At 40.4% G+C, this 14931-nt stretch carries 14 protein-coding genes; 5 read left to right on the forward strand and 9 right to left on the reverse strand.

All coding sequences use genetic code 11. From position 1 onward, the window contains the following. The first annotated feature begins 27 nt into the window (after nt 1-27). Both Q0P34_RS05185 and Q0P34_RS05190 read left to right on the forward strand, forming a co-directional pair. Nucleotides 28-1353 carry a sulfatase-like hydrolase/transferase gene (locus Q0P34_RS05185; protein WP_294953856.1) on the forward strand — a complete coding sequence of 442 codons (1326 nt, stop codon included), beginning with the start codon at nt 28-30 and terminating at the stop codon, nt 1351-1353. After that, a complete protein-coding gene (locus tag Q0P34_RS05190) occupies nt 1353-2861 on the forward strand; it encodes an MFS transporter (RefSeq protein ID WP_294953858.1) in 1509 nt (502 codons plus the stop codon). Before Q0P34_RS05185 ends, Q0P34_RS05190 begins: the two co-directional genes overlap by 1 nt. Before the next feature lie 177 nt (nt 2862-3038). On the opposite strand, the gene Q0P34_RS05195 is transcribed toward Q0P34_RS05190, so the two are convergent. The 7 genes from Q0P34_RS05195 to Q0P34_RS05225 all read right to left on the reverse strand — a co-directional run bounded on the left by Q0P34_RS05195 (nt 3039) and on the right by Q0P34_RS05225 (nt 10217). Next, on the reverse strand, nt 3039-3395 hold the full coding sequence (locus Q0P34_RS05195; RefSeq protein WP_294953861.1) for an arsenate reductase family protein: 357 nt from the start codon (nt 3393-3395) through the stop codon (nt 3039-3041). A gap of 35 nt (nt 3396-3430) precedes the next feature. Then, nucleotides 3431-3733 (reverse strand): MGMT family protein, encoded by a 303-nt coding sequence (locus tag Q0P34_RS05200; RefSeq protein ID WP_366783687.1) that lies wholly within the window; start codon nt 3731-3733, stop codon nt 3431-3433. Between the two features lie 133 nt (nt 3734-3866). Further along, complete coding sequence (locus tag Q0P34_RS05205; protein WP_294953864.1) at nt 3867-6035, reverse strand: MFS transporter; 2169 nt, start codon at nt 6033-6035, stop codon at nt 3867-3869. Nucleotides 6036-6135: 100 nt separating this feature from the next. Beyond that, complete coding sequence (gene tsf, locus Q0P34_RS05210) at nt 6136-7251, reverse strand: translation elongation factor Ts (protein ID WP_294953867.1); 1116 nt, start codon at nt 7249-7251, stop codon at nt 6136-6138. Nucleotides 7252-7288: 37 nt separating this feature from the next. Next, a complete protein-coding gene (gene rpsB / locus Q0P34_RS05215; RefSeq protein ID WP_294953870.1) occupies nt 7289-8038 on the reverse strand; it encodes a 30S ribosomal protein S2 in 750 nt (249 codons plus the stop codon). A 177-nt stretch (nt 8039-8215) separates the two neighbouring features. Continuing rightward, nucleotides 8216-8698 carry a hypothetical protein gene (locus Q0P34_RS05220; RefSeq protein ID WP_294953873.1) on the reverse strand — a complete coding sequence of 161 codons (483 nt, stop codon included), beginning with the start codon at nt 8696-8698 and terminating at the stop codon, nt 8216-8218. Between the two features lie 16 nt (nt 8699-8714). Continuing rightward, entirely contained in the window at nt 8715-10217 is a 1503-nt protein-coding gene (locus tag Q0P34_RS05225) for an NAD(P)H-hydrate dehydratase (protein WP_294953876.1), read from the reverse strand. 104 nt (nt 10218-10321) lie between these two features. On the opposite strand from Q0P34_RS05225, the gene Q0P34_RS05230 reads away from it, so the two are divergent. Next, complete coding sequence (locus Q0P34_RS05230) at nt 10322-11167, forward strand: phosphatase PAP2 family protein (protein WP_294953879.1); 846 nt, start codon at nt 10322-10324, stop codon at nt 11165-11167. Between the two features lie 9 nt (nt 11168-11176). Then, entirely contained in the window at nt 11177-12073 is an 897-nt protein-coding gene (locus Q0P34_RS05235; RefSeq protein WP_294953882.1) for a phosphatase PAP2 family protein, read from the forward strand. Between the two features lie 49 nt (nt 12074-12122). Here Q0P34_RS05235 and sigG read toward each other — a convergent pair whose 3' ends face one another. Next, nucleotides 12123-12893 carry an RNA polymerase sporulation sigma factor SigG gene (gene sigG, locus Q0P34_RS05240; RefSeq protein WP_294953885.1) on the reverse strand — a complete coding sequence of 257 codons (771 nt, stop codon included), beginning with the start codon at nt 12891-12893 and terminating at the stop codon, nt 12123-12125. A 135-nt stretch (nt 12894-13028) separates the two neighbouring features. Here sigG and Q0P34_RS05245 point away from each other — a divergent pair, with 135 nt between their 5' ends. Further along, complete coding sequence (locus Q0P34_RS05245) at nt 13029-13415, forward strand: helix-turn-helix transcriptional regulator (RefSeq protein WP_294953888.1); 387 nt, start codon at nt 13029-13031, stop codon at nt 13413-13415. Nucleotides 13416-13453: 38 nt separating this feature from the next. On the opposite strand, the gene Q0P34_RS05250 is transcribed toward Q0P34_RS05245, so the two are convergent. Further along, entirely contained in the window at nt 13454-14833 is a 1380-nt protein-coding gene (locus tag Q0P34_RS05250; protein WP_294953891.1) for a D-alanyl-D-alanine carboxypeptidase family protein, read from the reverse strand. Nucleotides 14834-14931 lie beyond the last annotated feature (98 nt).

A 14931-nucleotide genomic window follows, 5' to 3' on the forward strand; every position in this document is an offset into this window, starting at 1 on the left:
AAAATCATATAATTAAAGGGGGAAATTATGAAAAAAAAGAATATTATTTTCTATTTTTCCGATCAACAGCGTTGGGATACGGTTAACGACCAAGTAACTCCAAACCTTATGAAGCTTGCAGAAGAAGGCGTTTTGTTTGAAAACAACTTTACCTGTCAGCCTGTATGCGGACCGGCAAGAGCCTGCCTGCAATCAGGTCTTTATGCTACCCAGGTTGGATGCTATTGGAACGGTATTCCTCTTCCTAACGGTACGCCGAGCCTTGCTCATTATTTTAACGAAGCAGGCTATCAAACCGCGTATATCGGAAAATGGCACCTGGCATCCGAAAGATTACCGGGTATCGGCTTGCATTGCGAAGCAACTGCAATACCGAAGGACCGATTGGGAGAATATCAGTATTTCAGAGGTGCTGATGTATTGGAATTCACCTCTCACGGATACGACGGATTTATTTTTGACGAGGACGGCAACAAGCTTGAATTTACAGGATACAGAGCCGACTGCATTAACGATTACGCTACCGAATACTTAGACAAGCGCGATAAGGATAAGCCGTTTTTTATGTTTATCAGTCAGCTTGAGCCGCACCATCAAAACGACCGACACTGCTATGAGGGCTACAAGCCTACCGTTGATGACTACAAGGATTATCCTATTCCCGATGACCTGACATTTATGAAGGGTGACTACGAGAAGAGCTATCCCGATTATATGTCTGCTATCAACAGACTTGACTACAACGTTGGCAGGCTTGTACAAAAGCTAAAGGATGAGGGCATATACGATGACACAATCATCATTTACACATCCGACCACGGTAGCCACTTTAAGACGAGAAACCTTGAATACAAGAGAGCCTGCCACGACAGTGCAACACACACACCTCTAATCATTAAGGGTGCCGAATTTGTTGGCGGAAAGCGTGAGTCAAGGCTTACATCTCTTATTGATATTCCGCCTACGCTTATGTCACTTGCAGGAATTGATATTCCAAAGCAATATATGGGTATTGATTTAACCAAGCAGGTTACAGGTGAGGCTGAGCCGAGAAAGAATGTATTTATCCAGATTAGTGAGGCAACAAACTCAAGAGCTATCAGAACAGATAGGTTTAAGTACTCTGTAAGAGATTTGACTCCTTGCGGATACATTCACTCAAAGGCAAAGGTTTACTTTGAGGATTATCTTTACGATTTGGAAAAGGATCCTATCGAAAAGCATAATCTTGTAAAGGACAAGGCTTATGCAAAGGTTCGTGAGGAGCTTAAGCAACAGCTTATTGACGAAATGATGAATGCCGGAGAAAGCAAGCCAATTATTATGCCGGCATACAAGGCAAGGAGAATTTAATGGAACAGAAAAAATACTTAACTATGAAGGAACGCGTTTGTTTTACATTAGGCGCGTTCGGCAGATCCGGAATTTATACATTGATGTCGATGTTCACAATTGTATTTTTCCAAAACGGTGCAGGCCTTTCGCTTCAGCAAGGCACTACGATTATTCTTATCGGTAGAATTTTTGATGCTATCAATGACCCGCTTATGGGTATGATTGTTGACAGAACAAAATCAAAATGGGGTAAAATGAGACCGTATCTTTTGTTTGCCCCTGTACCAATCGCCATAACAACGATTGCATTGTTCTCGGCTCCGTTTGAGGAAGGCTCAAAAGCCGCTTTCGTATGGGCACTTGTTACATACATTCTTTGGGGTGTTGCATTTACAGTACAGGACGTACCTTTTTGGGGTCTTTCATCGGTAATCACTCCTCTTGAAAACGAAAGAACATCATTTATTTCCACAGCAAGACTCGGTTCAACATTCGGCGGTATTTTACCTGCACTTCTTGTACCGATTCTTTACCAAAGCAATATGGGATACACAAAGGGCTTCTTCCTCAGCGGTGTTATCTTTGCTTTGCTTGGCACTTCACTTTCTATTCTCATTTTCTTTGTATCAAAGGAAAGAGTGCCAAAGATGGATCACACTCCGTCATTCAAGGAAACATTTGTTGTTCTTGGCAAAAACAAGCTTTTGCTTATTGTTATCTTTGCGGCGGTTCTTGGCTCAACAATGGTTACTGCCAACCAATGTGCAGACTATATCGGCAACTTTATCATCATCCAAAACTACACCGACTTCTCGCAAATCTTTAAGGATTTCCTGCCCGGTGCACAGACAACACTTGTTGACAATGTTGATGCTGCGGCAGCATATGATTTTTGGATTCCGCGCGGAACTATCGTAACAACTCTTACGGTTGCTATCGGCGTTGGTATGGTACCTGCAATGGCTATCTTCCCTATGCTTAGGAAGAAGCTTTCGCTCAAGCAAATCTACATAGGCTCTGCTTTATTCGGCATGGTTGTACATACACTTTGCTATTTTGTAATGGCTCACGATGTTACAAAAGCAAACATCTATATCCTTTGGGTATTCTTATTCCTGATGGGTCTTCCGCTTGGTATCTACAACGTTATTACATATGCTCTTATTGCAGATGCAGTTGACTACCTTGAATGGAAAACCGGCGAAAGACAAGAGGGTGTATGCTTTGCATTCCAAACATTCCTTTCAAAGGTTAACGCCGCTGTTGCAACATTTGTATTCGGTCAAATTCTCGGCAGAACAGATTTCAAGGCAATCGACAAATCACTTGTTGACGTTGCCGGCAGACAAATATTCTTCCAGCAGTCAGTTGACACACAAAAGATGCTTATTGCTCTTGTAACAATCATCCCTGCTGTCGGCTTCCTGCTTACAATCATTCCTATGTTCTTTAACGATTACACAGGTAAGGTCAAGGAAGAGGCTCAAAAAGAATTGGAAGCAAAAAGAGAAGCAAAGATGCAGTAATAAATTTATTGCAAAAGAATACATAAAATCAAAAGGCTGTAAGCATCAAACGATGCTTGCAGCCCTTTTATTGTTCAGTTACCAAATGATATGTTCTGTCGCTCGCCTTACCCTTATAAAAGATCTTTGCACCCGGACAGAATTGTTTAATATCCTTTGCAACATTTTGAAATTTCCTTAATCAGCTAACAGCTTTTCTGCCCACTCCTTTTCACGAAAGCCGGTTAAAACCACCGTGTCCGTTACAATAATCGGACGTTTAACAAGCATACCGTCGGTTGCTAAAAGCTTAAGCTGTTCCTCCTCTGACATAACAGGTAGCTTATCCTTTAGCCCCATAGACTTGTATAGCAAGCCGCTTGTGTTAAAGAACTTTTTAAGCGGCATACCGCTTTGAGCATACCAAGACTTTAGCTCGTTATAGGTTGGATTTTGCTCCTTGATGTGCCTGTCGGTATATTCAAATCCATTTTCATCAAGCCATTTCTTTGCCTTTTGGCAGGTTGTACATTTTGGATATTCTACAAATAGCATTACTATCTCTCCTTTTATAAATCTTAATTGTTATTTTATCCACGCCATTGATACCTTTGCAAATCTACTCTGCCGTCAACAACCTCTATCCCGTCATTGATCAGACGATTTTTCTGCTCCTCTATGCCGCCGAAGGCGAAGCTTTGGGTAAGCATTCCCTTACTGTTTACAACACGATAACATGGAATATCATCGGGATTTGGATTTTTGTGAAGTGCATTGCCGACAGCCCTTGCATAATAAGGATTGCCGCACATCGTTGCAATTTGACCGTATGTTGCAACCCTGCCACTTGGAATTTTGCAAACAGCATCATATATTTTTTCATTAAGAGTCATATAAGCTTTCACATTCTTTCCTACTGCAAATAATCATCGCGGTGAAATTATACCACATATTATGAAAAATCACAAGAAGCACAAGCACAAAAATAAGGCTTATTCCGAAAAATCTGAATAAGCCTAAAATTTTTTATGCGGTTACGGTTTGAGCCTGTATTGCGTTGTAGCGCTCCTCAAGCACATCCATACAGTTATATGCCTCCTGCTGAATTAACAGCCTTTTGGCATCTGTATACGGCTTAACGGCATGTCTGTAATTTGAGCGATCCTTGATTGCTTTTTTAACGGCACGCTTTCTGTCGATGGTTTGCTTAAGGGTATCGGTAGGGAGATTTTGAGCCTCCTGTATTGCATTTTCATCAGGCTCATAAACACCGTTTGCAAAGAATTTTTTCTGCGTTTTGATTGCGTATTTGATTTCCTTAGCAAGCTTTTTCAAATCTGAAAGGATAAGCTTTTCCTCTTTAGTTTCGGGCTTTGGCACAGATGCGATTTTTGCATTGATTTCCTGAAGAACAATATTAAGGTCTGTACCCTCATTATCAACAATATATTTTGCATTTTCAACCTGTTTTTGAAATTGTACGGTTGAAAACTTTTCAAGCTCTGCCAAAACAAAAGGAGCAAGCTCAATATTTTCGTTTCTGATTTTTAATTCGTTAATTTTATTTTTTGCGTTTTTAATAGCTTCTGAGCGAGCAGCCTTTTCCTCCGGCGTCTTTTTAGGCAGTGCCCTTGCCGCTTTAAGCTCATCCTTTGAAATTTCAACAGGTTGTTTGCCTAAAATACCTTTAATATCGGTAATAATGTTCATAGCACGAACAAGCTCATCATCGTCAAGACAGCCTGCACTGTAATCGTCAAACATTGCACGAATACGAAGAACATATGTAATTCCCCTATGCTGCTTTTCTGTCAAATCATAGAATAAGTACGGTATTACATTTAGAGTTGCGCCAATAACCGATGCAATAATCATAGTTTTGAAAAGGTTGTCACGGATTGAAGCATCATAAAGAACATCGTAATTGTCTTTAAGTCCGCATTTTTCCTGAAGAAACGGAACAACAGAGCCTGTAAAATAACTAAGAAAAGTTCCGATAAGACCTACTACACCGAACATACCGTCAATACGTTCACCTGTAATATACTGCTGATAGTCACGCATATCGGCCTGAATACCCGGATTATAGATATTACCGAGAACAAGCACAAAATTGTTAATATAAAATATCGCAATAACCAAATATACATTGTGATATGTAAAGAAAAGGAAGGCTAAAAGAATGATATTTGTGATATTGCAGGATATTAAAAGCTTGCGTTTGCCTATCTTTCTTATAAGAAAAGGAGCCGCCATCATCGCCCACAGCGCACCGTTACCGATAATGGTATTTGCCACACCGAGAAGCTTTTCCTTTTCGGGATAAGCATAAACAAAGGTCCATTGCAGGATAACGTAATATGACATTTCAAGAAAGCCTATCCAACCTGCAACACTTGTAATCCAGAAATACTTGTTCTTTGCTACCGAACGGATTGCATCAAAGAAACGAATTTCATTTTCCTTCGATTTAGGCTTAATAATACGCTCGTTTGTAAACTTGTACACAGGGAATGCAAGAAGCAATCCAAGCAACGAAATTGCCGGATAAATAATACGATATGTTCTGATATCGGTTAATCCGCCTGTAAGGCCTGCCAAGAAAGGAATGGCAAAGTTTGTTATTGACGGAGCGAGAGAATATATGATTTGTGAAATAGACATTACGTCTGTTCGTTCATCGGAATCAGGCGACATTACCTGAATAAGCAAACCGAACGAATCGGTATAAAACGGGCTGAATATATTAATCACAAGATACAGCACAAGAACAGTTGCCGCCTTTTGATTATAGGTCATCAGCTCATACGGCATCCATACAAACAGGCAGGCTGACAAAACGCTCGGAAGTCCCATCCACTTTAGGAACGGACGGAATTTTCCCATTGGGGATTTAATATTATCCATTATATACGAACGGAACATCGTAAATGAAATACCGATAATATTTGCTATAACAAGCATATAGTAAAGGTGTGTAGGCTTTAATCCGATACAAGAGCCGACCAGGAGGTTTGAAGCAGAAAGACCCACTGCACTTATCACAACTGTTGCAAGGTGAACACCCATTCCTCCAATGCCGTATGCAGCAACCTCTTTGTTTGGAATATATCTTCCCTCATAAGGAACATTCCAATGTGCAAAAAAGTCTTTCACATAAGACTTTGCCTTTGATACAATACCTATATTAGCCATCGTTTTCTCCTTGAAATTTTATATACTGTAATACTATATTAGCACATACATCCTTTCTTTGCAAGAAAAAAGAGCATCTCGTTTGAGATGCTCTTGAATATTAGCCGTTGATTTGCTTTGCGATTTCTTCTGCAAAGTTTTCTTCTCTCTTTTCAAGGCCGTCGCCCTTCATCATACGGATGAAGCCGTTTGCCTTGATTTCTGTGCCGAGTGCCTTTGCAACGCTGTCAATGTAGCCTGCAACAGAGCCCTGGAAAAGATCCGAACGAACAAAATCCTGCTCAAGCAAGCAAATTTCCTTAATCTGCTTTGAAATTCTACCCTGTACAAGACCTGTGAAAATCTTGTTTTCAGCGATTTCTGCCTTATGTGAAACAGCGATTTGTGCGAGTGCTTCGTAAGCTTCCTTTGAAATGAAGTTTACAAAGTTCTTTCTCTGCTTCTGGTCAAGTCCCTGATAGGTAGTGATGTCATCATCGCTCCACTTCTTATCGTTAATAGCCTCATCAATAAGAGTGCTGAGAATAGGAATCGGAAGTGAATCAGGCTTATTAAGAGCAGAATCAACTGTGATTGAATGCATCTTATCTGCTTCCTCGGCAGAGATTTCATCCTTGCTCAAGTACTCCGGACTCATTGCAGCAATCTGCATTGCCACATTCTTGCCCATAGCAACAAACTCAGGATCTGAAGCCTTTGCTTCGTCAGCTACATCAAAGCCAACCATAACACCAACGCTACCGCCGGCATGGATATATGTTGAAACAACACCTTCCATTCTTTCGAAGCGACGAACCTTCATATTCTCACCGATAGCAAGAACAAGGTCGTTAAGAGTTTCTGTAACGGTTCTGTCTGTGCCGTCAAACTTTGTTTCCTTAAGAGCTTCAACGTCAACAGGGTCGGTAGCAAGAATAGTCTTTGCAACACCCTCAACGAATGCCATAAACTTTTCGTTCTTTGCTACGAAGTCTGTCTCTGAGTTAACCTCAAGAACAACACCCTTCTTTGAAGCCTCATCATAATAAGGAAGAACAACACCCTCGGCAGCAATTCTTGATGCCTTTTTCTGTGCAGCAGCAAGTCCTCTTTCACGAAGAAAATCGATAGCCTTTTCCATATCACCGTCAGACTCTACAAGAGCCTTCTTACATTCCATCATACCAACGCCGGTCTTCTCACGAAGAGCCTTTACGTCTTGTGCTGTAAATGCCATAATTATATCCTCCAACAATATAGTTTATATTTCTTAATTATTCAGCAGCTTCTTCCTCTGCAGGAGCTTCCTCTGCCTGTGCGATAGGAGCAACTGCATCCTCGCCGTCTCTGCCCTCGATAACTGCGTTTGCCATTGCACCTGCAATAAGCTTTACTGCACGGATAGCATCATCGTTACCCGGGATAACGTAATCGATTTCGTCAGGGTCACAGTTTGTATCAACAATTGCAACGATTGGAAGACCAAGCTTTGTTGCTTCTGATACAGCGATTCTTTCCTTGCGAGGATCTACGATGAACATTGCATCAGGAACCTTCTTCATTTCTGTGATACCGCCAAGATACTTTTCAAGCTTTTCGATTTCAAGCTCGAGACCTGCAACCTCCTTCTTTGGAAGAAGATCAAATGTGCCGTCCTCCTGCATCTTCTTGAGCTGTGCAAGACGAGCAACACGACCGCGGATTGTCTTGAAGTTTGTGAGCATACCGCCAAGCCATCTTGCGTTTACATAAGGCATTGAGCAACGGATTGCTTCCTCCTTAACGCTGTCCTGAGCCTGCTTCTTTGTACCTACAAAGATAATGCTTCCGCCGTTTGCAGCAAGGTCACGAACGAACATATATGCTTCGTCGAGCTTCTTTACTGTCTTTTGCAAGTCAATGATATAAATACCATTTCTTTCTGTGAAGATGTACTCAGCCATTTTAGGATTCCATCTTCTTGTTTGGTGACCAAAGTGAACACCTGCTTCTAAAAGCTGTTTCATTGAAACTACATTTGCCATTTTCATTTCCTCCTTTAAGGTTAAACCTCCACAACGAAGTATGGCAAGAGCCTGATTTATAACCTTTGGCTCAACCTCATTGTGTGCGAATTCGCTTTCTTTTTTACGAATGCGATAGCATTATAACAAAAAGGGCTGAAAAAATCAACCCTTTTTTACTATATTTTTATATAAATACTAACTATTTACAACAAACTCTACATAAAAGTCGGCGGTGGGTATTTGGAGTGACAGGAGGTCTGATGACTCATTCATCATCAAAGTATAGTCTCCTACCGATGTTTTACCCGAAAAGGTACAGTTTCCGCCCTCTTTCTTTGGCACCGATGCAGATGATGATGTTATTACATCATATACAATTACGGCGGGGTTATACGGTGAAACCTTTGATTTTTCAGCGGTGTTGACCATATCCCGTCTTGTGAAGGTTACGGTGCTTGCATCGCAGGAGATTGTCATACCCTTTGCGTTTGTTGATGTTGGAGTTATGTATACCTTACTGCCGTCAAATTTAACATTTGCAGTATACGAGTAATCACCTATTGTAATAGTTGCCTTTTGAGAAAAGGAGGTCTTAATTTGCGGTGATTTTACAACTTGAGTGCAGGCGCACAAAAGCATTACTGCCATACACAACGACAATGATATTACTTTTTTCATTAAATCAGCTCAATGTTTAATATTCGGACATTAAAGCACCGAGGCGTTCTATCATATCAAAAACCGTTATTCCTCTTTGGCTAAGGCGACATACTGCTTCATCACCGGCACAGCCGTGAATATACACTCCGGTCATTGCCGAATCAAAAGTATTAATACCCTGGGCAACAAACGAGCCGATGATTCCGCTTAGCATATCACCTGTACCACCCATTGCCATAGCAGGATTGCCGGTAGTATTTATAAGCACCGTTTCTCCGTCCGTAACCACGGTATTTGCTCCTTTAAGTACAACCGTAACGCCGTATTTGGCAGCAAAATCCTTTGCAATACCAATACGGTTTGATTGCACCTCGGCAACAGATTTTGATGTGAGCCTCGCCATCTCACCGGGATGAGGCGTAAGAACGACAGGCACTTTAACATCCTTTAATATATCTATGCACGATGTTAAGCAATTTATACCGTCGGCATCAATAATTACCGGACAATTTGCATTTTTTAATACATTTTTTGTCAGCTCAACGGTATCGTCACTGACACCCATACCGCATCCGATAACAATAGTATTAGCCCAAGGCAAATCGCAAACAATACCGTTAACGGCATTTTTACAAATCATTCCGTCCTTATCTGTAACCGGATTAAAAACAGGCTGAACAAGATGCGAAGCAATAATGGGATATGCCGAATCAGGAGTTACAAGCTTAACAAGTCCTACTCCTGTTCTGACGGCAGATTCACAACAAATCACCGCTGCACCCGGCATTTTATACGAACCGCAAATACACATAAGATGTCCGTTGGAACCTTTATTTGCATTAAAATCAAAAGGAGGGATAACATCCTTTACAGCCGATTTTTCTATTGTGCTTGCATAAATATCCTCATAGCAATCATCGGGAATACCGATATTAACGGTTACAATTTTTCCGCACAGAGCATTTGACGGTGGAAGAACATGACAATATTTTAATGTTGAAATTGCTATGGTAAAATCTGCCTTAACTGCATTTTGACATACTGTGGCATCGGTGGCATTTGTTCCGCTTGGAGTATCAACACAAATAACAACCGCATTACTGTCATTGACAGCCTTAAACACCTCGTCAAACGGACTGCGTGCCTCACCGTGAAATCCGATACCGAAAATGCAATCAACTATATAATCAGCATTTGCACTTTGGTTATTAAAGCTCTCAACAGGCACTCCGGAGGAAACTGCCTCATTAAAATACTTTACAGGCTCGTCAATAGACGGAGCCTTATCGCAAAGAACAATTTTTGCATTTGCACCGTAGCAATACAAAAGCCTTGCAATAACAAAGCCGTCACCTGCATTTTTTCCGTTTCCGCAAAAAACGGCAACGGTCTTATTTACAAGCGATTTGCCGTATTTGTTTATAATTTGCTGTGCACAGGCTGTACCTGCCTTAAGCATAAGCTGTGCCTCGGTTGAATAAAATTGAAAGCACTTACCTTCTACCGCACGTATTTCGTCTGCAGAAAGAATACGCATATATATCACACTCCATTTTCATACTATCACAAAGTAAAAAATATTACAAGTTTGTAATTGCAATAAGGACGAATATTTGTTATAGTAAAACAGAGGTGAAAAATGTGATAAAAAAATACAGGAAAGAAATCATATTCTTTTATGCTTGCTGTATTCTGTCTCTTATCGTAGGAACATTTTTTGACCTGAAGCTTGACATAAAGCTAAACAATCCCACAGATACCTTTTCTGTTTGGTTTTACAACACGGGAGAAATACCGGCAAGGCTTGTTTGCCCTATTGCAGGGGCGGTTATTTGCTTTTTGTGTGAAAAGAAAATAACAAAAATTGCAGGCGCTCTGATATGCCTGGGAGGAAGCGTCTACCTCGGCATACATATTGCCAAGTATTTCTTTGTTGATGAAAACAAAATGATATTTGGTATCCTTTACGGATTGGGAGTCGGAATAATAATACTTACCGTCGGTCAATACATCAAAATTCCGGGTGTGGCAAAAAAGCCATTGATTGCTTTTGCATTTGCGGGAATTGCCGTTATGTTTGCCGAAATAAGTATTGTTGAGTTTGCCAAATACACATGGGCAAGACCGAGATTCAGATATTTGTTACAGCTTGGAAGCTATGACAGATTTACACCTTGGTACAGGCCGCTCGGCTTTAATTTTGACGAGGGCAACAATGTTAAGTCATTTCCGTCAGGTCATTCGGCAGGCGGTGCGGTAAGCTATCTTGCAATGCTTTTGCCGTTTTGCACAGAAAAGCTTAAGGACAAAACCCTGCTATGCTTTGCTATTCCTTTTGTGTACACAAGCACACTTGCTTACACAAGAATGGTTATGGGCGCACACTTTTTAACCGACGTTACCGTTGGCGGAATGATAACCTTTACATTAATAGTTATTGCTACTGCAATTTTGGACAAAAAACACTATGCATTAAAAGAGCATTAAGGAGGAAATATGGATACTATTTTACTTGCAGCTGTCACCATGGGAGAAAGAATAGACAGCATATTCTATAATTTTGACCTATGGGTTTTCAGCTTTTTCGGTAATATTCAAAACGGATTTTTAACACAGGTTGCAAGATTCTTTACAAGCTTCGGCGATGAAAGATTTGTAATACCTATGGTAATTTTTGGAGCGGTACTTTGCTTATTTAAGAAAACAAGAAAGTACGGTGCCGCACTGATTTTTTCTATTATAATAGGTACACTTGTTACAAATGTAATAGTTAAGCCGATGTTCCTGAGAGTAAGACCGTACAACACATTGCAGGGTGTTGCCGAATACTTTGCTTGGTACAAGGGCGCGGGAATGCTCAGCGAAAGCGACTACTCCTTCCCTTCCGGCCACACAACGGCTGCGTTTGAAATTGCCACAGCAATGTTCATCTGCTTCAAAAAGGACAAAAAGAAAATATGCTGGCTCTTCCCTGTTGTAGCTATCTGCACAATGGGAAGCCGTGTTTACCTTATGGTTCACTACGCAAGCGATGTTTTGGCAGGTATGATTGTAGGTACAGTTGCAGGCTGTTTAGGATACTTGATTGCTGTTTTGGCTTGCAAAATCATTGAAAAAATCAAGTTCCTTGATGCAATAGATGTTACTCCTTTGTTCAAGAAGGTTAGCCCTAAGGCTATACCGATAGCAGTTATTGCAGTTATTACTGTTCTGTTCTGTATGAGCTACGTTCCTGCAATTTCAGAGGGCGGAGAGGACGCACACAGATGTGCATACGTTGGCGAATACGACTGTATGAACGAAGCGAGAGTTGACGATGAGGATTATCCGCCGATTGACGGCAAGGAATATTGCAAAATTCACTGGAAGCAATTAAGCGGTGAAAATCAATAATTATGATTATAATGCAAAAGACCACTGAAAAATATCGGTGGTCTTTTTCTCATTCGCCTTTAATTTGCTTTAGGGCATTTTTTTCAAGCCGAGAAACCTGTGCCTGTGATATTCCTATCTCCTGTGCTGTTTCCATTTGTGTTTTGCCCTGCATAAAACGCATATAAAGTATCTTATGCTCTCGCTCGTCAAGGTTGTGAAGCTTGTCCTTTATCATAATTTCATCCACCCAATCCGAGTCGGTTGAATTATCACCTATTTGGTCCATAACAAAGATTGTATCACCGCCGTCATTATATACAGGCTCATAAAGGCTAACGGGGTCTACTATTGATTCAAGGGCGATTACAACATCGCTTTTCTTCATATTAAGCTCATTTGCAATTTGTTCAATGGTTGGCTCCTTGTTATATTTATTTGTAAGCTTTTCTTTAACCTGCATAGCCTTGTATGCTGTATCACGCAGAGATCGGCTGACTCTTATACTGCTGTTATCCCTTAAAAACCGTCGTATTTCACCGATTATCATTGGCACCGCATAGGTAGAAAATCTTACATTAAGCTCTGTATTAAAATTATCTATTGCTTTAATTAATCCGATGACACCGACCTGAAACAAATCATCCATACCCTCTCCCCTATTGGCAAAGCGTTGCACAACAGAGAGCACAAGTCGCAGGTTTCCGTTAATAAGATTGTCCCTTGCCGTGCTGTCGCCCTGCTGTGCTTTTTTAAGAAGGTCAATTTTTTCCGACTCCTTAAGGAGCTTAATATCGTTTGTATTTATTCCGCAGATTTCTACCTTATTAAAATATTGCACATAATCATTCCCTACATTTTATGTACAGGAATATTATTGGCAAAAGTAAAAAAAATATCCATAAACAGTACAAAGAAATATATCTGTTGCTTTTTGTCGAAAATTAGGTTATAATTACAAAAAGGCGGTGAGTTGATGTACAGCGAAGATGAAGCTATAAAGCAAAACATAAAAACCAATCTCAGAAAGTTCAGAGAGGCAAACGGCTTTACTCAAACACAGATTGGCATAATACTCGGCACAGGCAGAACAACCTATACAAAATGGGAAAGCGGTGATACTCTGCCCAATCCCGTTCAGCTTGCTATGCTTGCATCAATTTACAACAAAAGTGTAAATGATTTTTACAGGGATGAAAACGGCTTTACTGTTTGCAGTACAATGTTTGATGAGCCATACACAAATCATTTTTTAAGTGAGTTAAACGACGACGAAAAAATGCTTCTTTCAAAATTTAGGTTGCTAAATGACGACGAAAAGAAAAAAGTTAGCGAATACATTAAAACAATAAACAAAGATTAAAAAATCCTTGAGCCACAGGTTCAAGGATTTTTCATTATTTATCTTCTTTTAGGAGGTGGGAGGTAATCATCATCACCGTAAAGCTCACGGTCAAGCTTTTCCTGCTCTCTGCGACGCTTTGCAATCCTTGCCTTGTCGCGTTGAATTCTTCTGACAAACACAACAACATAGGCAATGCCGAAAAGAATTATCAGGCACAAAAATGCAATTACAAATTTGTTTGTAAAGAATTTCTTGAGTGCATTAAGAATTTTCAAAAATGTTGACAGTTCAACGGTTTTTGCAGCCACAAGGTCAACCGTAATAATTGTTTTTCCTGCAAATATAATGTCTGCCTTGCAAACGAAATCACCTTTTGTAACAGGCGCCTCAAGGCTTTCAGGTGCATCAATAGGCTGAATAATTACATTTGACGGATCAAGGGTGCTTGGAACAAGAGTTGTAACATCATCCTTAACTACAAGCTGAACGGTGTCGGCGTCCTTGCCGTTATTAACAGGAAGCTCATATGCAATATCGTTTTTGCGAACAACAGTTGAATATTTTAACGAGTCAAATGCCCAATCAAACAACGAAGCAGCATCAATAAACGAGCACTTTGTTTTTATCCCGTCAAGCACCTCAATAGGACTGTCCATTACAATCGCAAGATAATTATATCCGCCCTTTGATGCCTTTGTTATTACGCAATAGCCTGCCTCCTCGGTTGAGCCTGTTTTGATACCCTGCGCATACTGATAGTAGTATGTAATGTGAAATTTATCAAGCATATAGTTGGTATGGATTAAATTTAGATTTCCGAACTTATACTGTTGTGTTGAAGAAATCTTATTGAAAACATCGTTTTTCATTGCCTCAAGGGTTATTTTTGCCATATCGGAGGCTGTGGTATAATGCTCCGGATCGTGCAGACCGTCGGGATTAACAAAATGAGTATCCTTACAGCCTATGGATTGTACCCAGCTGTTCATTTCATCAACAAAGGCGGGAATGCTTCCGCTGACAAATTCTGCAAGCACCTCGCAGGCATCGCAGGCAGAATATACCATTGTTAAATACAACAGCTCCTCAATAGTATACGACTTACCGATTTTCAGGCCTGCTACCTGCGCACCCGTTCCGTATATAGACTCTATTGCAGTTTTTGAAGCAACAGTTTCCTGAGACAAATCCTTTACCTTATTAAGTGTTACCATAGCAGTAACAATCTTTGTTAATGATGCGGGATACTTCCTTTTATCTGCATTTTTTTGAGCCACAACAGGATGCGAATCATCATCAAGGCTAATCAGCATATACGCATCTGCATAAATTTTTACATTGGGAGTATATTCTGCCGCCTGTGCGTTAAAAGGAACGCAAAAAACAGTTAAGGCCATAACAACTGTGCACATAAAAGAAGCAAACAGTTTTTTCATTTACTTGACACCTCTTGAAATAAATTATATTATAAATACATAATAACATATTACTGTTGATAATCTGTCTCTTATACACATCTGACGCTGCCGACGAC

It is taken from the genome of uncultured Eubacterium sp. (genome assembly GCF_945980375.1).
Taxonomy (GTDB): Bacteria; Bacillota; Clostridia; order Oscillospirales; family Acutalibacteraceae; genus Eubacterium_R.